The 20,792-nt window shown below is 54.6% G+C and carries 13 protein-coding genes; 10 read left to right on the forward strand and 3 right to left on the reverse strand.

The window, feature by feature from the left end:
• The first annotated feature begins 4 nt into the window (after positions 1-4).
• The 6 genes from E0L35_RS04755 (at position 5) to E0L35_RS04780 (ending at position 9,224) form a co-directional block, all read left to right on the forward strand.
• Entirely contained in the window at positions 5-3,490 is a 3,486-nt protein-coding gene (locus tag E0L35_RS04755) for a toxin VasX (protein ID WP_138799786.1), read from the forward strand.
• A gap of 33 nt (positions 3,491-3,523) precedes the next feature.
• Positions 3,524-4,636: a hypothetical protein gene (locus E0L35_RS26570; protein ID WP_249362089.1), complete on the forward strand. Its 1,113-nt coding sequence runs from the start codon at positions 3,524-3,526 to the stop codon at positions 4,634-4,636.
• Positions 4,637-4,664: 28 nt separating this feature from the next.
• Entirely contained in the window at positions 4,665-5,777 is a 1,113-nt protein-coding gene (locus tag E0L35_RS26575; RefSeq protein WP_249362090.1) for a hypothetical protein, read from the forward strand.
• A gap of 28 nt (positions 5,778-5,805) precedes the next feature.
• A complete protein-coding gene (locus tag E0L35_RS26580; protein ID WP_249362091.1) occupies positions 5,806-6,939 on the forward strand; it encodes a hypothetical protein in 1,134 nt (377 codons plus the stop codon).
• A 74-nt stretch (positions 6,940-7,013) separates the two neighbouring features.
• The gene (locus E0L35_RS04775; RefSeq protein ID WP_027959931.1) at positions 7,014-7,412 is read left to right on the forward strand and encodes a hypothetical protein; all 399 of its coding nucleotides are present in this window, start codon (positions 7,014-7,016) and stop codon (positions 7,410-7,412) included.
• Between the two features lie 192 nt (positions 7,413-7,604).
• Complete coding sequence (locus E0L35_RS04780; protein ID WP_138799787.1) at positions 7,605-9,224, forward strand: hypothetical protein; 1,620 nt, start codon at positions 7,605-7,607, stop codon at positions 9,222-9,224.
• A gap of 170 nt (positions 9,225-9,394) precedes the next feature.
• Here the strand turns inward: E0L35_RS04780 and nirD are convergent, their stop codons facing one another.
• Genes nirD through E0L35_RS04795 form a run of 3 tightly spaced genes read right to left on the reverse strand, consistent with a single transcriptional unit; the run spans position 9,395 to position 13,737 of the window.
• On the reverse strand, positions 9,395-9,829 hold the full coding sequence (gene nirD, locus E0L35_RS04785; RefSeq protein ID WP_138799788.1) for a nitrite reductase small subunit NirD: 435 nt from the start codon (positions 9,827-9,829) through the stop codon (positions 9,395-9,397).
• A 59-nt stretch (positions 9,830-9,888) separates the two neighbouring features.
• A complete protein-coding gene (nirB, locus tag E0L35_RS04790; RefSeq protein ID WP_138799789.1) occupies positions 9,889-12,396 on the reverse strand; it encodes a nitrite reductase large subunit NirB in 2,508 nt (835 codons plus the stop codon).
• Complete coding sequence (locus tag E0L35_RS04795) at positions 12,397-13,737, reverse strand: FAD-dependent oxidoreductase (RefSeq protein ID WP_138799790.1); 1,341 nt, start codon at positions 13,735-13,737, stop codon at positions 12,397-12,399. It lies immediately after the preceding gene.
• 758 nt (positions 13,738-14,495) lie between these two features.
• Between E0L35_RS04795 and E0L35_RS04800 the strand changes: the two genes are divergently transcribed.
• The 4 genes from E0L35_RS04800 (at position 14,496) to E0L35_RS04815 (ending at position 20,782) form a co-directional block, all read left to right on the forward strand.
• A complete protein-coding gene (locus E0L35_RS04800) occupies positions 14,496-17,261 on the forward strand; it encodes a nitrate reductase (RefSeq protein WP_138799791.1) in 2,766 nt (921 codons plus the stop codon).
• Entirely contained in the window at positions 17,221-18,120 is a 900-nt protein-coding gene (cobA, locus tag E0L35_RS04805; RefSeq protein ID WP_027959925.1) for a uroporphyrinogen-III C-methyltransferase, read from the forward strand. The genes E0L35_RS04800 and cobA overlap by 41 nt, the downstream gene beginning before the upstream one ends.
• A gap of 67 nt (positions 18,121-18,187) precedes the next feature.
• Positions 18,188-18,997: a formate/nitrite transporter family protein gene (locus E0L35_RS04810; protein ID WP_008957727.1), complete on the forward strand. Its 810-nt coding sequence runs from the start codon at positions 18,188-18,190 to the stop codon at positions 18,995-18,997.
• 69 nt (positions 18,998-19,066) lie between these two features.
• Positions 19,067-20,782, forward strand: coding sequence for a bifunctional protein-serine/threonine kinase/phosphatase (locus E0L35_RS04815; RefSeq protein ID WP_138799792.1), 1,716 nt, complete (start codon positions 19,067-19,069; stop codon positions 20,780-20,782).
• Positions 20,783-20,792 lie beyond the last annotated feature (10 nt).

The following is a 20,792-nucleotide window of genomic DNA, read 5'->3' on the forward strand; positions in this document are numbered from 1 at the left end:
AACGATGTCTGCGTTTGAACGTCCCTCAGATGACCGTGACAATGCCGAATTTGCCGCCCACGAACTCTCCTCGCGGGATAGCGAAGAAGCCGCTACTTGCCCTCTCTTCACCGGCAAAGTGAGGCTGGTGCCGCTTCGTTACGGCATTGTAGAAGAGCTTGAACCAGAAAAAAGCATGCCTTACTCACTGACAGCTCGCCCGCTAGGGATACGCCTGCTGCGCAATGGCTTTCTTTATGTATTGGATGGCGAAAGCAACGAACTGCACGAGTACGAGTATCGCGATCAAGGGGACACCCTTAAGGGGCACAATGGCGGCAAGCTCGAATATGAGACCGACCGCACCCTTTATGTCTGCTTTTCGGAGATCCAGTGGACGGGCGCAAAACGCGCCCAGGTGCAGGAAAGCGAAGAGGATCGCGATGCCTTTATGCAAGCGGTCAATCTTGCCAGTGCCAACCCGGCCACCGGTGGTGGCGAGCACCTGATCACGACAGCCCAGGCAGAAGAGTGGGTAGCCGAGTTTGCAGAAGACGCCGAGCTAGAGGTGCCGGAAGAAGGTTACGAGCATGAGGCGGAGCCCTATCTCTGGGAAAATGATCACTACTACCACAAAACGCGTTTAGGCAAGCTGCTAGCTCAGCATGAGGTGGAGGATCGTGACGAGTGCCTTTGCTTGATTGCGCGTGATGATATTGGCGTGATGCGTGATTTGGCGCAGTTTCAGGATAACGTGGTGGATTGGCTGGACGAATGGGTTGAAGAGGATGAGGGCCGCACAGAGCGCAACTATGTGTTGGGCTGCTATATAGAGTCGATTACTCAGCTAACTGCTGAGAACATGCAGCAGCTAGCGCCTGGCGAGGAGGGTTCTCCTGAGCATGCGTTGTGGCAAGATTTGGAAGCGTTGGATGACGAAGATCGAGAGCGTACAAGAAGCGCAATACTTGATTACCTAAATGAAGATGAACAATTACCTCAGCCCTATAGCCCTGACTTACCTGAAGACCTACAAGCATCTATTGACCATATTGGGCAAAAGCCCAGTCGAACAAATGCCTATGAAATAGTGCAGCAACAGCAGGACGCTATCCGCCGCTACTACGCCAAACAAAGTATGAGTAATGGCGATCCTGATTACATTGACAAGCATTTAGATACGATAATCGACCTGAAGCGTAGCAATAATCGGCGCGTACGCGACATGTTAGAAGGGGCCTCTTTTGGACAACGAGGTATCAATGACCTAGTTAATCGTTCAGAGATGGATGCCTTCCTAGCGGAGCAGCGACCAAAGTTAGCCCGTTGGAACGAGCTGCTCGCCAAAATCAGCCAGGATCGCTCCAAGATGCTGTGCTCTAGCTATTTTCATCTCGCCGCGTGGTATTTCGATGCAGATGATGAAGCCCAGGTTGAAGCTGCCTTTTCCACTGAATATGCCTGTATCCGCGATATCTGTCGAGATGATGACGTCATCGAACAGATCCATCAGTGGTTGACCGAAAACTCCCACTATGACCGGCCGCTATTCCATACCCGTAGCCTGCAGGAGCAGGCGACGCTGATAAAAGACTACACTGCCCTTTTTGCTGCTGGTTATGGTGTTATTTCCAATATCCAAAGCTGGATAGAAACGCTAACACAAGCCGAGCGTGGTAAGTTGCCTGATGTGGCCGAGTTGCCTGCTTCGGTGCAGGCGCTTGCCAATGCTGTTCAAGCTAACCTCTCACCTGCGATGGGTATTGGCTTTGCGAAGATCATGGAGCAGGTGACGCAAGTAACTGGTCAAAGCAGTGTTGAAATACCTCCTCTGGAAGATCTATTTCGCCAACTCAATCCACCGGCTACCTGGGCACGCATTGTGGATGCTGCCAGGGTCAACCAGGCAAGGTTTGTGGTGTCGGCCGCCAGCCTGGATGACCTAATGGCGCTTATCAAAGAAACACTTCGTATGCGCCAGCAACTGACTAGCCTAAATAATAGGCGCCAGCAGGCGTCAGGTCGTGAGCGCAGCAGGCTAAGTGCTCAACGTAGAGATCTGCAAAGCCGCCTTGCGGCGAGCGAGCATAAACTTGCCGCGGCACTCAGCCCGGTTGGCGACGCGGGTGCCAATGATCTGGTGTTATCGCAAGGTGGGGCCGGTAGCGCAGGGTTGTTACTGGAGTTTGATGACGCAGCAAATGCGGTGGCGGTGGGCAGGGTTACCAGCAACCTTCGGCAGGGCATTTATCGAGCCCCGCCCGTAGCGTTGTTGGGAGATGGCGTTGGGCTATTGGTTTTCGTTGGGCAAGCGGTAAATTTATGGGCTGCCTCCAAAGCATGGAATGACGCACGTAGTGGTGATGATAAGGAAATAAGCAAAGCGAGAATAGATTTCGCTGGAGCCTTTACTGCCACTGTCGCAGCAGGCTTTATGGCAGCACAAAGTATCGGCAATACGGCGTTTGAGGCACGCGCTCAAACTCTGGCTAGAGCGCTGAGCACAAGCCAATCAAACGGGGTATATGCTCAGTTAGGTAAGATGCATTTTGGGTTTGGGTTTGTTGGTTATCTAGCTGGTTTTGCAGCAGCAGCCTTTAGCCTAAATAACAACCATAATAACTGGCAGAGTGCCGTGCGTAGCGGTAACGATAACGCTCAAATTGCAGCGGCAGTGTCTATGGTAGGCGATGCAGGGTTGATGGGAACTTACGGTTATGGGCTCTCTTCAACTCTCCGTACGGGGGCTAGCGTAATGTTAAGCAAAGCCACTACATGGTCGATGGCCGGCTCCTACCTTGGCTCGGTTTTCTGGCGCGTTAATGTCGTCGGGCTGGCCTTTACAGTTTTACAGCTTGGCGCCACTTGGTTCTATAACCGCCACAATATATCCCAACATGACCAGTGGTTGCTAAATTCACCGTGGGGCGTAGAAGGCGGAAATGAGCGCTTGGAGTACTACTTGCAAGAGTTGCAGCGAATTACCCAAGCGGCGCATATCACCTTGGAAGAAGTCTATTCAGATAGCTGGGTACCCAATTTTGTACGCGACCCAGATCACTATATTCTGGCGCTGCATTTGCCAGGGATAACCCCTGGGGCGCTGCAGCCCCCTCTAGTTGGCAAAGCCCCAGTGCGCCTGTCCCTTAAAGCATGGCAGGTACAACCTGTCAAAATAAGACCACGAGATGGCGCACTCAAAGCCGCAGAACGCTGGTTAGATGCTTCAGCGGAGTTGACGCAGGCGCTAATAATAAACGCCGAGAAAGATAACCATGCCATTTTTTCGGGCAGCACGCCCGCGCACCGCCCCACGGAGCGAGGTTATACCACCGAGCACTGGGTTATCGGTATCCAGCTTGAACAACTTGATGGTGAAGGCGACTACCAAGCAAGCGAAGCATATATCTATATTGATCCCCGTGGCGGGGTCGGCAGTGGCAAGCGCTACACGCCTTCCACTTTTTCGCGGCGCGGCGATCCTGGTCGCTGGCAGCTAATTGAGGTTTAAGTTTTTTATGTTAATGCAAACAGGGTATCAATTATGAGTCAGCAGGCACCGGACTTGCCTCAGCCCGATTCGAGTCAGCCCCATCAGGCGGGGGAAACCCAAGCTATCCCCGGTGGGCGTATTACCTACCTGGCCCCAAAGCCTCTGCCAACGGCGTATGAAGCGCTGGATCTAAACGGCATCATTAGCACGCTCAACGATGCCTGGTTTGACATCGGAGGAGGATATTTGTCTGTCTTTGGTTGGCAGTTAATCACGGGGGGGATATTTGGTTTTTTTCTATTACTTGGAGTCCTTGCTCCAACTATTCTTCTGTTAAATATGCTGGATGCACCCTTCGAGTTCATTTGGGAGACTTATAAATTTTTTTTATGGGCAGGGCTGGGGGGGGGAGGGGCTGGCTTACTTATTGCATTACCAACACATTACTTCAGTATTCAAAGCATAAAGAAAACGACGCCAGTACGTTTCCATCGCCAGCGCCGCGAGGTGTGCTTTGTATTAGAGGGCGCCCAAGAAACGGTGATCGTTCCTTGGGAATCACTGATGGCCTGGGTGGTAGAGGCTCGTGGCGTGACCCAATACGGCGTTCAACAACAGTTTGGCATGGGATTTGGCTACGCGCATCCGGAAACCGGCCAGTGGCTCAAACAGGAATTTATGACCATGGCTAAACCCCTGGCCATCAGCCACTGGGAAGCAGTGCGTGCCTATATGGAGTACGAGATTAATTCACTTGCCGAGGTGCAAGACCCGCAAGTGGTCAGGGGGAAAGATGACCCACTCTGGGAAGGCGTGCACACTTTGCGTAATGCACGCCGCCATATCAATCAGCGCCGGGCCAACGGTGAAATCGGTTGGTTGTACTGGAGCTGTTGGTACGCGATTGACATCATTCAGCTCTGGAATCTGCCAGGCTATCTAACGGAGTGGGACAACAAGCGGCTAATGAAGACGCGACCTAATTTATTGCCTGCCGAGATGTTGGAGTGGTCTAAACCATTGCCTGAAGAACAGTATGCCAAGCCTAGTGAGGAACTGACCAGACTTTCTGAAGAGGTGCACCGTATTCGCGAACACGACCCTGCCTTGCCTATTGAAATGGTATTCATCGAAGCCTACCGGCGTCAGGTGCTCGAAGCCTGATCATGTTAACGCGACAAGGACGTCAGAGATGAGTCAAAAGGCACCGGACTTGCCTCAGCCCGATTCGAGTCAGCCCCATCAGGCGGGGGAAACCCAAGCCATCCCCAGTGGCCGTATTACCTACCTGGCCCCAAGCCCTCTGCCAACGGCGCATGAGGCGCTGGATCTGAACGGAACTATTAGCAGTCTTAACGAGGCCTGGCTGGATATGGGAGGGGGGTATATGGATGCTTTTGGGTGGCAGCTATTGATCAGCGTGACGTTTGGCTTTTTTTTATTATGCGGCGTGCTTGTTCCAAGTCTTTTTCTATTAACAATGCTGGATTCTTCGTACGAGTTCATCCTGTTTTTTTACAGCGCTTTTTTATTGACAGGTCTAGGGGGAGGGGGGATTGGTTTTTTAGCCATGTACTCTGGTCACTGGACAGGACTTAAGCGTTTGCGTGATACCCCGCCTGTGCGCTTTCATCGCCAGCGCCGCGAGGTGTGTTTTGTGCTGGAGGGCACCCAGGAAACCGTCATCGTCCCCTGGGAGTCGCTGATGGCCTGGGTGGTAGAAGCCCGTGGCGTAACCCAATACGGCGTTCAGCAGCAGTTCGGCATGGGCATGGGGTACGCCCACCCGGAAACGGGTCAATGGCTCAAACTGGAGTTTATGGCCATGGCAAAACCCCTGGCCATCAGTCACTGGGAAGCAGTGCGTGCTTATATGGAGTACGAGGTTAATTCACTTGCCGAAGTGCAAGACCCGCAAGTGGTCAGGGGCAAAAATGACCCAGCCTGGGAAGGCGTGCACACTTTGCGTAATGCACGCCGCCATATCAATCAGCGCCGGGCCAACGGTGAAATCGGTTGGCTGTACTGGAGCTGTTGGTACGCGATTGACATTATTCAGCTCTGGAATCTGCCGGGTTACTTAACGGAGTGGGATAACAAGCGCCTGCGCAAAACGAGGCCTAACTTATTGCCTGCTGATATGGTGGAGTGGTCGAAACCCTTGCCTGAAGAGCAGTGGGCCAAGCCTAGTGAGGAGCTGACCAGACTCTCTGAAGAGGTGCGCCGTATTCGCGAACACGACCCTGCCTTGCCTATTGAAATGGTATTCACCGAAGCCTACCGGCGTCAGGGGCTCGAAGCCTGATCATGTTAACGCGACAAGGACGTCAGAGATGAGCCAAAAGGCAGCGGACTTGCCTCAGCCCGATATCCTCCAGCCCCACCGGGCTGGTGATATTGAGTCCTTTCCAGGTGGCAAGGTTATTTACCTGTCGCCGACTCCCTTGCCCACGAATTACGCACCTCTGGATTTCAACCAAGCTATTGGGGAAGTGAACGACGCTTATCTGGACTTTGGTGGAAGTCTCCCTACTCCATTTACATGGCAAGTAGTACTGGGAGGCCCTTTTATTAGTTTTTTAATGTTTGTTTTTGTTATTCCAATGTTGGGGGGAGGGCTAATGTGGTTCATTGGAAAGGATATTGCCCTATTTTATGTAGGGGTTGCCGGGCTTTTTAATGAAGCCTTTGCCAAGGCCTCTGTGATCTGCACCTTGATACTGATTCTCGCCTTGTTTATCAAAGCCCACTACCACTTCAAGTTTCGCGAGGCTGTCCCCACCCGTTTTCATCGCCAGCGCCGTGAGGTGGCCTTTGCGCCGGGTGGCGGAAAACCGCCCATCATCGTGCCCTGGGAAAACGTGGCAGCCTGGGTGACCCAGGCGCAAGGGGTAACGCAATACGGTGTGCAGCGTCAGTATGGCTTGGGGATAAGCTTTATCGAGCCTGAAACCGGGCAGCAGCACTTCCTGGAATTATCACAGCCCGGCATGCCATTGGCATTGGGGCTTTGGGAAGCGGTGCGGGCTTATATGGAGTACGAGGTCAATACTCGCGAAGAACTCCAAGACCCCCACGGCCTACATCGCCCCGGTGATCCGCCCTACGAGGGCGTGCACACCTTCCACAATGCCCGGCGCCGGTTGCATCGCCGCTACCGCGAGGGCGAAATAGGCCTGTTCGCGGTCACCATGTGGTACCTGTGGCACATTCTCGACCTATGGACGATACCTTTTCATCTTGCCGAATTGGAGATAAACATCATCCAAAAAGCCGGTCAGAAGACCCTGCCTGCGAGCCTTGATGAGTGGTCGCACCCCTTGCCCGAAGAACAGTGGGTCAAGCCCAGCGAAGAGCTCACGCGCCTATCAAAAGAAGTCAAGCAGCGCCATGCGCAACAGCCAAACCGGCCGATCACGGCTATCTTCGCCGAGGTTTATGCAGAGGAAACGCTACTCTCAGCCTGAAGAACCGAGAGTGGGTGCGCAACCAGGTCGCTTAGCGATAGTGTATCAATAACCCAGTATTGGAGAGTACAGCATTGAGTGAAAAAGAAGCCTGCACAAAAGAAGAGAAAGCCTTAGTTGAAAACATTGATTTCGAGTGTCCCTCATGCAGCTCTTGTTTCTGCGAAGATTCACCATGGATTGCCGACCTTTTGAAAGCCAATAAGGCTACTTGCCCAAATTGTGAAGGTGAGTTGCTGATTGGGACTGAAGACAAGGATCGCCTAGCGAGTGTTATGAAGAAAAGAGAGCGATTCGGGAAGGCGATGGTTGTCTTTATGCTGCTCTACACCCTCGGGGGGCTAATCGTGTCTCTCTACTTTGGCGGACTTGGGTTTATTCTTTATATGCCCGTCGGATTGGGGGTTTTTGGTTTACTGAAGGCGCTCGTTGATAACCAGACTGATTTGACAATTGGTCTGAATAAAGCCTGATGATGGTGATGTTGTCTATTTGGTAGAGGGTTGATCAGGATGTTAGAAGTGCGGCTGAGTTTTGGAGTCAGTTTCTTAACCTATGCCACATTTTAAAAAGAAGTGGTTGTATTTAAGGACTTGCTGTTGATTAGTTGTTGTTTTTATATTTTCTGATGTTAATGTTTTCTCTCTTTTAATTTAGGACGTACTATGAATGGCCGTATGCAGGCGCAAGTCAGCGCTCTTCGAGAAATGAAAATTTCCTCATTTTCATTAAATGACAATCTTTTTTGCCTTTTAAACTATTCGCCCAGTAATAGCCATACGGATTTAAAGCATCGGCTGCGGCATAACGTTCAGCAATCCTGCTTAAATGCTGAAGAGGCCAACATGATCGAGTCTGCTCTAGTGGACTCTGCTATGCGTTTGAAAGCAGAGGTGGCGTGGTTGCCAGGTGTTGGTTTTACCCAAGCCCTCCAAGCGGTTGAGGGGCAGCTTGATGAGGATTCGCTGAGCCCACCATTTGCTAGGTTTAACTTGTCGGTTCACAATTTAACAGCCGAAAGTATGTTAAAGCCTGATACGGTTAACAATGTATTATACGAGTGGCAGCAACTTAATAAATCTACCTTATTAGATAGTATTAACCAGCAGCGGCGTGCCGGGCACTTCAGTGAAGTGTCAATGATAGAGCTTGAATACGCCCTGGAATGGCATGCAAAGCGCATTACTCATGCTGTAGTGAACGCCTTTGAACAGCACGGTGCTTCTGTGCTGGGCAGTGTCTTAATGGCAATAAGTAAAAATGAAAAAATTGATATTGCTAACAATAAGTTAGCCGTTTTTTTATATGATACGTATCATGAAAATGTTGCTGGTTTGCTAGCAGAGTTAGAAGAAGGTCTTGAGTCTATATCTACTGAAATTTATCAAGCGGTTAGTTCAGAGCAAAGATTGTCCTATGAGGACACAATGTCGAATGAGCTAAGTGAGTCTGAAAAAGAGCTTTTTGAGTATGTCGCTACCGCTGAAAATAAAGCCCGTAACTGGGTGTCTATTGCTCAGCCATTAGTAGCATTTCATAACCGAGCGGGCAGTCGTTTTGTACCCCATGAGCATTTAATGTGGCTTGTTTCAGAGTGTTCTGCAAACCTTAGTTCATCAATCTGCACTTGTTTCAAAGAACTGAACGAGCGCTTGGTTAACCTGGCGTTAGAAGTCGCTCTGGATGCGCCTGATGCGTTGGATCGCGCACGTTTGATACAAGAACTCTATGTGTATATGACTGCACCATTGACTAGCGATGAATATGAACCTAGCTCTATGCAAAGAGGGGGAGGGCGACAAGATTTCCTAAACGATATTAGACAACATGATGCTCGCCTTGAAAAAGCAGGCAGCCCCATGGCGCTTAGTAATAATTTCTTTAGTGAATTTATCGAATACCTGAAACAGAGCCCCTCCGAACAAGACCAATTGCAAGCGTGGCATACGCTTTTTATTATGGTAAACAGTCTTTTATTGGATCATGCAGAGTATGATCATGCTGCCTCTCAGCTGCTGTTGGTTGAACAGGCCTTTCCCTTAACCAGTGAGCCTGGGCGCCGCCTGAAGCAGTGGTGGTTAGCGTTTATTGAGGATGAAGTTATCAGCCTTCCGCCAGAGCAGGGTGGGCAGCCAATGCCTAAAACTTGCGCGGTTATTCAAGGTGAAACGTTGCTATGTCATCATGACACTACTCAGCACTCTTCAACAACGACGCTACTCTCACGTTTTTCTTTTAAGAAAATATTAAAATGGTGCGGTATGGTAATCCCTTCAAAAAAATAACGATCGTCAAAAGTAGAGCTTCCGTCACCTAAGCGTAAGGAGATTCTGCATCAGGCAATCAGGTTTTCGATAGCCAGATGCAGTCGATTCTAAAGCAAGCTGCGATTGAGGTGTGTTTCAATAATGTTAAGAGCGGTTCTGGCCGCCCTTAACAGTGTTAAGCAGCGTTATCACCCCTCAACCCACACCTCATCACCTTTAAATTCAACCTTCCAGGTACGTAGCTTAACGTCCTCATCCTCTAAACACTGGCCGTCTTCAAGGCGGAAGTGCTGCTTGTAGATAGGCGAGGCGACGACCGCCGCGCCTTTAAGGTCGCCAACGATGCCCCGGGCGATCACGTTAGCATTTGAGAAGGGGTCATGATGATCGAGAGCATAAAGCTCATCGCCCTGTCCTCGCAGCCCGGGCAAGTAGAAAATAGCTGCCTGGGCGGGGCCGTCGGCGGTTTCCAGCCAGGCGGCGATGCCAGAGAACGCTACCAGATCATCTTTGGTACAGACTTTTTGCCACGCCGTGTTGTATTCAGAAGCATGGTTTTCAAAAGCTTCGCTGTTTTGAACATCCGCCATATCCATCTCTTTTTTCAGTGCCGTTGCGGTCATGGGTTGCCTCGTTTTTATTCAGAATCAGTGTCGTTGTCAGTGTCAGGGCCCAGCGTCGCTTAAGCGGGGCGCAGCTGGCCGCGCTCGGAGGTCATGATGATTGACGGGTCCGGGCGGTCGTCGTTGACGAAGCTGCGGAAGCGCTTGAGCTTCTCCGGGTCGCTGATAGCGTCGGCCCATTCACACTGGTAGGTATCCACCACGGTTTGCATCTGGCGCTCTAGCTCGTCGTTGATGCCTAAGCTGTCTTCCAGAATCACCTCTTTGAGATAGTCCAGGCCGCCGTCGAGGTTTTCGCGCCATACTGAGGTGCGCTGCAAGCGGTCGGCGGTGCGCACGTAGAACATCAAGAAGCGGTCAATGGTGCGGTAGAGCTGCTCGTCGTCCAGGTCAGTGGCGAACAGTTCGGCGTGACGGGGACGCATACCGCCGTTACCGCAAACGTAGAGGTTCCAGCCGTTTTCGGTAGCGATAATGCCGATGTCTTTGCTCTGGGCTTCGGCGCACTCGCGGGTGCAGCCGGAAACGCCAAACTTGATCTTGTGGGGTGAGCGCAGGCCCTTGTAGCGGTTCTCTAGCTGGATCGCCATGCCGACGCTGTCCTGTACGCCGTAGCGACACCAGGTGCTGCCCACGCAGGATTTTACCGTGCGCAGCGACTTGCCGTAGGCGTGGCCGGTCTCGAAGCCTGCGGCAATCAGCTCGCCCCAGATATCCGGCAGGTCTTCCAGGCGGGCGCCAAACAGATCGATACGCTGGCCGCCGGTGACCTTGGAGTAGAGGCTGTATTTTTTGGCCACTTCGCCCAGCACGATTAGTTTGTCCGGGGTAATCTCGCCACCGGCAACACGCGGCACTACTGAGTAGGTGCCGTTTTTCTGCATGTTGGCCATAAAGGTGTCATTGGTATCCTGCAGGGGAATATGCGCCGCGTCGGTGATCGGCTCATTGAAGCAGGAGGCCAGGATGGATGCCACGGCGGGTTTGCAGATATCGCAGCCCAGGCGATGGGTGTCGGCGTTGCCGTGTTTTTCAATCAAGTCAGTGAAGGTTTTAATACCTTCAACGCGCACGATATCGTAAAGCTCCTGGCGGGTATGGGCGAAGTGCTCGCAAATCGATTTATCAACTTCGACACCGCGGGCTTCCAACTCATGGTCAACCACGCTTTTAAGCAGCGCGGTGCAGCCGCCGCAGCCGGTGCTGGCTTTGGTGGCCGCTTTGACACCGCCTAGATCTTCCGCGCCAGCGTCAATAGTGGCGCAAATATCGCCCTTGGTGACGTTATGACAAGAACAGATGGAGGCGGTTTCCGGCAGCGCCCCAGGGCCGAGAGTGGGCGCGGCGCCGCTGCTTTGGGGCAGAATCAATGAGGCGGGCTCGTCGGGCAACTCAATGCCGTTGGAGTAGTACTGTAGCAGCGTGTCGTAAACGCCGTTGTTGCCTACCAGCATCGCGCCTAGCAGCTTTTTACCGTCACTGGAGACTACCAGCTTGCGGTACTCCTGCTTGATGGGGTCTAGGTAGCGGAACATGCGTGCGCTGGGGTTTTGGTTGCCGTGGGCATCACCAATCGAGCCCACATCCACGCCCAGCAGCTTGAGCTTGGTGCTCATATCTGCGCCGCCAAACTGGGTATCGCCACCGGTTAGCGTCGAAAACGCCGCCTTGGCCATTTGATAACCGGGGGCGACCAGGCCAAAAATGCTCTGGTTCCAAAGCGCCACTTCGCCAATCGCCAGAATGGCCGGGTCGCTGGTGAGGCACTGGTTATCCACCACCACGCCGCCGCGTTCACCAATCTCCAGGCCGCAGTCACGGGCCAACTGGTCGCGGGGGCGGATGCCTGCCGAGAACACAATCAGGTCGGTTTCCAGCACCTTATCGTCTTGGAATACCATACGGTGGCGGCTTGCCTCGCCATCTTCAATACGCTGTGTGGCCCGTTCAAGAAGCACCTGTACGCCCAGCGCTTCGATTTTTTCCCGTAGTAGCTCGCCGCCTTCATTATCCACCTGCATGGGCATTAGGCGTGAGGCGAACTCCACTACAGCGGTATCCAGGTTCAACCCGCGCAGGGCATTTGCCGCTTCAAGGCCCAGCAAACCGCCGCCCACGACCACGCCGGTGGTGGCGTTTTCGGCGGCGGCCTGAATGGCGTCTAGGTCGTCCAAGGTGCGGTACACCAAACAACCATCGCGGTCATTACCGGGAATCGGCGGCACAAAGGGGAAGGAGCCGGTGGCTAGCACCACGCGGTCGTAAGGGTAACGGCCTTGTTCGGTGACCACCTCTTGTGAGTTGCGGTCGATCTCAATGACGGCTTCGCTTGTGCGCAGCTCCACGCCGCTGGTGGCGTAGTAATCCGCTTCGCAAAGCGCTAGCGAATCGGCATTGCGGCCGCTGAAGTATTCAGATAGATGCACTCGGTCATAGGCGCGGTGGCGCTCTTCGCCAAACACGGTGACCTGATAGCGCTCAAGGGCGCCGTTATCGACTAACTGCTCGACCAAGTGGTGGCCGACCATGCCGTTACCAATAATAATAAGCTGCTGTTGGGTAGACATTTAAGCCGCCTCCGACGTTGTAGAAGAAGATTGTTTTGAAGAAGAGTACTTTGAAGAGAGTTCAGAAGAATCAGGGCTGTGTTTAGATGCTTCGCGGAGCACCTCGACATCAGCACCACCAAACAACAAGGCTTGGCGGTAAGCGTTGAGATCGGTACCCGCGAGCGCCTGTTCGAAGTACCAGGGGCCTTGGCTGGTGTCGCCGTAAAGCACTGCGCCTTCAATCTGGCCGTCGCGCAAGAGCAGGCGGCGGTAATCGCCGCGCTCAAGGTCGTGGTAATTCAGCACTTCATGCTCGGCGCTGGCCTCGGTGGGGCCAAAGGCGTAGAGCGCTACACCGCTAATTTTGAGTTTGGTAGCGCTGGGAGCATCCGCGTAGCCTTGGGTATGCGTGCCGCACAGCGTCGCGGCGAGCACTTCTACCTGACGCCAGATCGGCTCCACCAGGCCGTAGGTGGTGCCATCGAACTGGCAGCACTCGCCCAGCGCTGAGATCGCCGGGTCGCTGGTGGTGAGCCATTCGTCCACCACAATAGCTCGATCCGTGCGCAGATCTGCCTGGCGGCTAAGTTCCGCATTAGGGGTAATGCCCGCGGCAACGATCACACTGGAGGCGTTCAACTGGCGGCCATCGGCAAGATGCACCTTAGCTACCCGGCCCAGGGCGTCACTCTCTAGCCTCGCTAACTGCGCGCCGGTGATGATCTGTAGACCGCGTTGAGTGAGGGTGTTTTTAAGCAGGTGGGCGGCGGTGGTATCCAACTGACGGTTCATCAGCCGCTCGCTGCGCTGGAGCACGCTTACGTTGATGTCGCTGCCGCGTTTACGTAACCCCTCAGCCGCTTCAAGACCCAGCAGGCCGCCGCCAATCACGACAGCGTCACCGCCACGCTGGGCAATGGCTTCTAGTGATTCGGCATCTTGCAGGTCGCGAAAGCCATGTACGCCCTCAAGCTCTATCCCAGGAACATCGGGCAGCGCTGGGCGCGAGCCGGTGGCGATGACCAAATGATCGTAATCAAGCGATCGGCCGCTATCGGCGGTCAATGTTTGGCGTGAGCGATCAAGCGTCTCGACCTTTTCACCCAGTATCAGCGTAACGCCCTGTTCGGCGTACCACTGGGTATCGCGCAGGGTAAGCGCCTCCTGCTGCATCTCACCGGCCAGCAGTGGCGAAAGCAGAATACGGTTGTAGGCAGGGGTTGGCTCTGCGCCAATCACCGTGATGTGCTGGGGGCGTGTGGGCTGTTTTACCAACGCCTCAATTAGGCGGTGGCTTGCCATACCATTGCCAATGACCACCAGATGGTCGTTGGATGAGCACCGGGAAGTAGTTTCCATGGGGGGCTCCTCTGTGTCTTTGCGGCTGCTTGAGCACCAAACAAAAAAACGCCCCTGTCGCGCACCTCTTTGCAAATAATCGCAAAAGCGTGCGTAACAGGGGCGTCGTTGCCCGATAGCGTCGTTTTAAATACGCGACAACCGCCATTGGCTGCCAGCTGATTAAAAACCTTACCCTGTAACAAGCAAGGAGCTAGCCAACTGGCCGTATAGCATATTTTTTTAAATAATTTCAGCTGCTTATGTTTAGGTGATGGGGAAGCGGTGGCCAGGCTCTTCGGATAGACTGCACGGTGATGGTGCGAAAAGAGAGGTGGCCTGCACTCTCAAGCACCATTTAGCGTGTGCACAGTGCGAAAAAGAGCGTTGTGTGATGATTTTTAATTTTTTAACTATCTGTTTTTAAATGATTAAATTTTATATGGCCGGTTGTCGGCTTGGCTCTTGCAGTTCCCAAGGCAATAAGTAAGTTAACAAGGGATAAGCGCTCATTGTTTGGCGATGGCAGCGAACAATTCCAAAGCCGTTAGAAAAATAAGTAGCCGTTAGAAAATGTGTAGCTGTTAGTAAATCTTCATTTGTTTGAAGAGACTATTGTAAAAAGTAATGCACCGATGAAGGTGCGCTGTGGCAACGACGTCCAGCCCTCTTCTCTTAATGCGTTTATATAGCGCATTAGAGAATGGGACTGGGCGTTTTTTTATGCCCGGCATTTATATACGTATATACGGCGTTCAGGTTCGACCCGAGGAGGTGTTATGCGAGGGGCAAAAGCAGGGCAGCAGTCCACAACGACGCAGCAAGCCAAAACCACCTGCCCCTATTGCGGCGTTGGCTGTGGTGTAACGGCAACCGTTGAAGCGGGCACGCTGAGCGCTGTAGAAGGCGACCGCGAGCATCCGGCGAACTTCGGGCGGCTGTGTGTCAAAGGTTCTGCGCTACATGAAACCTTGGGACAACAGGGGCGGCTGACTCACCCTCGCGTTGATGGTGTTGAGGTCTCCTGGGACACTGCCCTAAGCACTACTGCCGAACGCTTAAACACCCTGCGGGCCGAGCATGGCAATGATACAGTTGCAGCGTACCTTTCAGGTCAGCTGCTGACTGAAGACTATTATGTCGCCAATAAGCTGTTTAAAGGCTTTTTAGGCACGCCCCATTTAGATACTAATTCGCGGCTGTGCATGGCCTCAGCGGTGGTTGGCTACAAGCGCGCCTTCGGTGCGGATGCGGTGCCGTGTAACTACGAAGATTTGGAAGAGGCGGAACTGATCGTGTTGGTGGGTTCCAACTTGGCTTGGAACCACCCGGTACTTTACCAGCGCATCAAAGTGGCCAAAGAGCGCAATCCATTGATGCGTTTGGTGGTGATCGACCCCCGCGTCACCGACAGCTGCGAAATCGCCGACCTTTACTTGGGGATTAAGCCAGGCAGCGATGCTTACCTGTTTAACGGCCTGCTAGCGTGGATGGCGAAGCGCCGCAAGCTCGATACCCTCTACCTTGAGCGCCACACTGAAGGGTTTGACGATACCCTGGCGGTGGCCCAGCAAACCGCGAACTCGGTGGCAGAGGTAGCGGTGGCCTGTGATGTCGACCCCGAGCGCCTGGAAACCTTCTACTACTGGTTCGCTAGTCAACTGCATGTGGTTACCCTCTACTCTCAGGGCGTTAATCAATCCGCCAGTGGTACCGATAAGTGCAACGCGATTATTAACTGTCACTTGGCTGGCGGCAAAATCGGTTTGCCAGGGGCAGGGCCGTTCTCGATTACCGGCCAGCCCAACGCCATGGGTGGGCGCGAAGTAGGCGGGCTGGCCAACCAGCTAGCCGCGCATATGGATTACCACACCCCAGGCGCCCTCGATCTAGTCAGCCGCTTCTGGGCCACCGATAGCCTGACGCCGACCCTGCCGGAAGGGCCCGGTTATAAAGCAGTAGAGCTATTTGAAGCCATTGAGCGTGGCGAAATAAAAGCGCTGTGGGTGATGGCCACCAATCCCGCGATTAGCCTTCCCGATGCTGCGCGGGTGCGTGCTGGGCTGGAAAAATGTCCGCTGGTGATTGTTTCCGAGTGCGCTGCCCATACCGACCTACTGCCTTATGCCGACATTGTGCTGCCCGCCTCGGGGTGGTCGGAAAAAGATGGCACCGTGACTAACTCCGAGCGACGTATTTCTCGCCAGCGGGGCATGCTGCCGCCCCCAGGTGAGGCCCGCCACGACTGGTGGATAATCTGCGAAGTGGCGAAACGGTTGGGGTTTGCCGAGGCGTTTAACTACGCGCACCCCTGGGAGATTTTCGACGAGCACGCCAAGCTCTCTGGGTTTGAAAACGGTGTTGATAACAGCACGGTGCCCGGCAACCCGCAGCGGTTGTTTGATATATCGGGTTTGGTGGGCCTGGGCCGGGATGGCTACGACGCCTTAGCCCCCATTCAATGGCCGGTCACAAAGGCCGCACCCCATGGCACTGCTCGGCTGTTTGAGGATGGCGAGTTTGCCACCGCCAATGGTCGCGCCAAGCTGCTGGCGATCCATCCCAAAGGGCCTGAACAGGCGCTGAGTGCCGCCTACCCACTGCGTCTGAACACCGGCCGGATTCGTGATCAGTGGCACACCATGACCCGCACCGCTCGCTCACCGCGGTTAATGAATCACCGCGCCGAACCTTTTATGGATGTTCACCCAGAGGATGCCCACACCGCTGGTGTAACCGATCAAGGGCTGGCGGTGTTAACCGCCGAGAAAGGCGAATTTCGCGCTCGGGTGCGGGTCTCCAATGCTCAACGCCGTGGTGAGGTCTTCGTGCCCATCCACTGGACTGACTGCTTCACCCAGCAGGCCAGAAGCAGCGCGTTGATCGACAGCATTACCGATCCGCTCTCTGGGCAGCCTGAATCGAAGCACGGCGCCGTGGCGCTGGCGCCGCTTGCTACTGATTGGCAGGCCACTCTACTGATCGCCGAAGGGGCAACGGAATCAACACCTTGGTGCACCAGTGCCTACTGGACACGTATTCCCATGCGCGGCTGCCAACGCTGGCAGCTTGCCAATACGCAGTCGGTTAATGACTGGTTGGCGCAACTGAAAACGTGGCTGCCCGGCGACGTATCGGTTATCAGCCAAGACCCTACTAACGGACGTCTGCGCGCCGCCTGCGTGGAAAGCGGTCAATTGCGCTGGTGGCTGATGGTTGGCCCGCCCAAAGAGTTGCCAGGGTTGGCGTGGCTGGAAGCGCGTTTTAACGAGGCGGCGCTGAGCGATACCCACCGCCGGCGCCTATTGGCGGGCTGCGACGACGGTGCTGCGGATACCGGGCCGGTGGTGTGTAGTTGCCACCAAGTGGGCCAAACCACCATCGTCAGCGCTATCCGAGAGGGCGACACCAGCGTAGAAGCGTTGGGCGCCAGGCTCGCCTGCGGCACCCAGTGCGGTAGCTGTATTCCCGAATTGAAATCACTTATTGAAGAGGAGCGGCCCAATGCCCGCACTAAGCAACCCCTTGCTACAGAAGTGGTTTAACGCCTTTATGCGGTTATCGCACCGCGCGCTAACGCCGTGGGTTCAGCAGGCTGTAGACATACGTTTGCCACTGCGTGGCGAGTGCCGCGCCGGGCAGGTTTACCTGGTTGGCGCAGGCAGCGGCGATGCGGAGCTGTTAACCCTCAAGGCCGCACGCTTACTTATGCAGGCGGACGCCGTGGTATATGACCGCTTGGTGGGCGATGACGTTCTGGCGCTGATTCCTAGCGGCAGCGAACGCTACTACGTTGGCAAAGCCCGCGGCCACCACAGTGTACCCCAAACGGAGATCGGCGAGCTGATGGTAAAACTCGCCCGGGAAGGTAAATCGGTGGTGCGCTTGAAAGGCGGCGACCCGGCGGTGTTTGCGCGGATGGGCGAAGAGCTGGATGCCCTGGCCACTGCCGAGATCCCCGCTGCCATTGTGCCGGGGATCACCGCTGCTTCAGCCGCCGCTGCCTGCATGGGCATTCCGCTCACCGATCGCGGTCATGCGCAGCAACTGCGCTTTGTGACTGCCCAGCTATGCCGCGAAGACGGTACGCCGGATTGGGCATCGCTGGCGCGCAAGGATGAAACCCTGGTGTTTTATATGGGGCTTTCAAAAGTGAGTGCAATTTGCCACGGCCTACGCCAAGCAGGCCTGCCGGATGAGTGGCCGGTCATGCTGGTGGCTAACGCCAGCCAGAGTGATCAGCAGTCGCTGGTGGGCTCGCTGGCGGATATGCCCGAAAAACTCGCCGCAACTCCCTTACCGTCACCCTGTTTGATTGTGGTGGGCAGTGTGGTGCAAAGAGTCGCCACGACGCCCGCTGCCCTAGCCTCCAATTTCTGTTCTGCACCGCAAACCGCGCCTTAGCGGCAGGGTTTGCGGTGCGCGTTTTACTCTTCTGACCTAGAAACCCACAACAAAGGAAACGCTCTCTATGTCCTACTTATTGCCTGCCGAATTTGCTACCAAGATGGTCGATGCTGGTGAAGCCAAGCTGCATATGTCTACCCGTGATGCACTGATTCGCGCTTTTATGGCGGGGGCTATATTGGCCATCGCGGCGGTGTTTGCGGTGACCGTAGCGGTGCAAACCGGCTACCCGATTATCGGCGCCATCCTGTTTCCGGTCGGCTTCTCGATACTCTATCTAATGGGCTTTGATCTGTTGACCGGGGTATTTGTGTTAACGCCGCTGGCGTGGCTGGATAAACGGCCTGGGGTAACGATTAATCGTATTCTCAAGCACTGGGGCATTGTGTTTATCGGTAATTTTGGTGGGGCATTAACGGTTGCCTTTCTAATGGCAATTGTCTTTACCTACGGCTTTAGCACCGAACCCAGCGAAGTGGGGCGGGTCATTGGTGAAGTAGGTGAAGGGCGCACCGTGGGTTACAAAGAGTATGGCGCAGGCGGCATGGCGACGATTTTTATTCGCGGCATATTGTGTAACTGGATGGTATCGCTGGGAGTAGTGGGGGCAATGATCTCAACCACGGTGAGCGGTAAGGTGATTGCCATGTGGATGCCGATTATGCTGTTCTTCGGTATGGGCTTTGAGCACTCGGTGGTCAACATGTTTCTGTTTCCATCCGGCCTGATGATGGGCGGTAACTTCTCGATTATGGATTACCTGATCTGGAACGAAATTCCGGTAGTGCTGGGTAACTTGATTGGAGGTTTGGCGTTGACGGGGCTTACGCTCTACACCACTCACGTGCGTACCGCGCCGCAAAAAGCCCTATGATCTGATAGGTAGCCGTTTGTCATTAACCAAGCCTTCGCTCCGGCGGAGGCTTTTTTTAGGGGAAGCATAATGGCAGCGCTGACCATTTCGCTCGGCCAGCACTCTGATAAAGGGCGCAAGCCCAGCAATCAGGATTTTTATGGCGCTTATCTACCCAGCGACCCCCAGCGCGCCACCAAAGGCATTGCGATCGCGTTAGCGGATGGGATCAGCAGCAGCGAAGTGAGCCGGGAAGCGAGCGAGGCAGCAGTAGGCGGGTTTTTAACAGACTACTATGCCACCCCGGCCACCTGGGCGGTTAAAACCTCCGCCCAGCGGGTACTGCAGGCCACCAATGCGTGGCTTTACGCCCAAACCCGGCAAAGCCAGTACCGCTACAACCTGGATCGTGGCTATGTGTGTACCCTGAGCTCGATGGTGATTAAATCCACCACTGCGCACCTGTTTCACGTTGGCGATAGCCGTATCTATCAGCTCGTCGGCAATACGCTGGAGCCTCTGACCGAGGATCATCGCTTCTGGGCATCCCGGGAAGTTAGTCATTTAAGCCGCGCCATGGGGGCCAGCCAGCACCTGGAGCTGGATTATTGCGCCGTATCGCTGAGTGTGGGCGATGTGTTTGTACTCACTACCGACGGTGTTTATGAGTGGCTAACCGGCGCTGAAATGGCCGCGCTGATTCACGCCCATTGGGGCGATCTCGATGCGGCGGCTGAGGCGCTAATCGCGGCTGCAATCGATCATGGCAGCGATGACAACCTCACCGTGCAAATTGTGCGCATTGATTCGCTGCCTGAGCGCCACGCTAATGAACTCTACGCGGCGCTTAGCACCCTGCCGTCACCGTCTGAATTGCGTGCAGGAAGCGAGCTGGACGGCTACCGCGTTGTGCGTCAACTGCATGCCAGCAGTCGTAGCCATGTCTACCTGGCGGAAGATGTTGCCAGTGGCGAGAAGGTGGCACTAAAAACCCTCTCAACCGAGCTAAGCCAAGACCCGGCGAGTATCGAGCGGTTTGTGCGCGAAGAGTGGATTGCCCGACGCATCGATAATCAGCACGTGCTTAAAGCCCCCGCCCAAGAGCGCCCTCGCCGCTACCTTTACACCGTGCTGGCGTATATCGAAGGGCAAACCCTGACCCAGTGGATGCGTGACCACCCCAACGCCGAATTAGCCAGCGTTCGTCCCATCGTCGAGCAGATTGCCAAGGGGCTACGCGCCTTTCATCGCCTGGAAATGCTGCATCAGGATTTACGCCCCGATAACGTCATGATCGATAGCCACGGAACGGTGAAGCTGATCGATTTTGGCGCTGCCAAGGTGGCGGGCCTTGCCGAAGAGGTCGGGGCGGCTAGCGACGATATTCTAGGCACTGTCCAGTACACCGCGCCGGAGTATTTTCTGGGTGAAGGAGGCACGCCCCGTTCGGATCAGTACTCACTGGCAGTGATTACCTATCAGATGCTAACCGGCACGCTGCCCTATGGCACCGAGGTGGCCAAAACTCGCACTCGGGCAGCGCAGCATAAGCTTGCCTACCAATCGGCGCTTAGCGAGAACCGTGAACTGCCCGCCTGGGTGGATGAGGTGCTCAAAAAGGCATTACATCCCACTCCCCACAAACGCTTTCCGGCGCTTTCGGAGTTTATCTTCGAGCTACGCTCGCCAAGCCCAGACATGCTGAAGCGCGCCCAGTTACCGCTGCTGGAACGTGATCCGGTGCTGTTCTGGAAAGGTGCATCGCTAGCGCTGGCTATTGTGGTGATTGCTCTGTTAGTGCGTTAAGGATGGTGGG

The organism is Halomonas sp. ATBC28, assembly GCF_005937175.1.
In the GTDB taxonomy this organism is placed as follows: domain Bacteria; phylum Pseudomonadota; class Gammaproteobacteria; order Pseudomonadales; family Halomonadaceae; genus Vreelandella; species Vreelandella titanicae.

Bases quoted from the DNA above. Each gene is read 5' to 3' on its own strand.
- E0L35_RS04755 (WP_138799786.1), top strand. From the start codon at position 5: ATGTCTGCGTTTGAACGTCCCTCAGATGACCGTGACAATGCCGAATTT.
- E0L35_RS26570 (WP_249362089.1), top strand. From the start codon at position 3,524: ATGAGTCAGCAGGCACCGGACTTGCCTCAGCCCGATTCGAGTCAGCCC.
- E0L35_RS26575 (WP_249362090.1), top strand. From the start codon at position 4,665: ATGAGTCAAAAGGCACCGGACTTGCCTCAGCCCGATTCGAGTCAGCCC.
- E0L35_RS26580 (WP_249362091.1), top strand. From the start codon at position 5,806: ATGAGCCAAAAGGCAGCGGACTTGCCTCAGCCCGATATCCTCCAGCCC.
- E0L35_RS04780 (WP_138799787.1), top strand. From the start codon at position 7,605: ATGAATGGCCGTATGCAGGCGCAAGTCAGCGCTCTTCGAGAAATGAAA.
- nirD (WP_138799788.1), bottom strand. From the start codon at position 9,829: ATGACCGCAACGGCACTGAAAAAAGAGATGGATATGGCGGATGTTCAA.
- nirB (WP_138799789.1), bottom strand. From the start codon at position 12,396: ATGTCTACCCAACAGCAGCTTATTATTATTGGTAACGGCATGGTCGGC.
- E0L35_RS04795 (WP_138799790.1), bottom strand. From the start codon at position 13,737: ATGGAAACTACTTCCCGGTGCTCATCCAACGACCATCTGGTGGTCATT.
- E0L35_RS04800 (WP_138799791.1), top strand. From the start codon at position 14,496: ATGCGAGGGGCAAAAGCAGGGCAGCAGTCCACAACGACGCAGCAAGCC.
- cobA (WP_027959925.1), top strand. From the start codon at position 17,221: ATGCCCGCACTAAGCAACCCCTTGCTACAGAAGTGGTTTAACGCCTTT.
- E0L35_RS04810 (WP_008957727.1), top strand. From the start codon at position 18,188: ATGTCCTACTTATTGCCTGCCGAATTTGCTACCAAGATGGTCGATGCT.
- E0L35_RS04815 (WP_138799792.1), top strand. From the start codon at position 19,067: ATGGCAGCGCTGACCATTTCGCTCGGCCAGCACTCTGATAAAGGGCGC.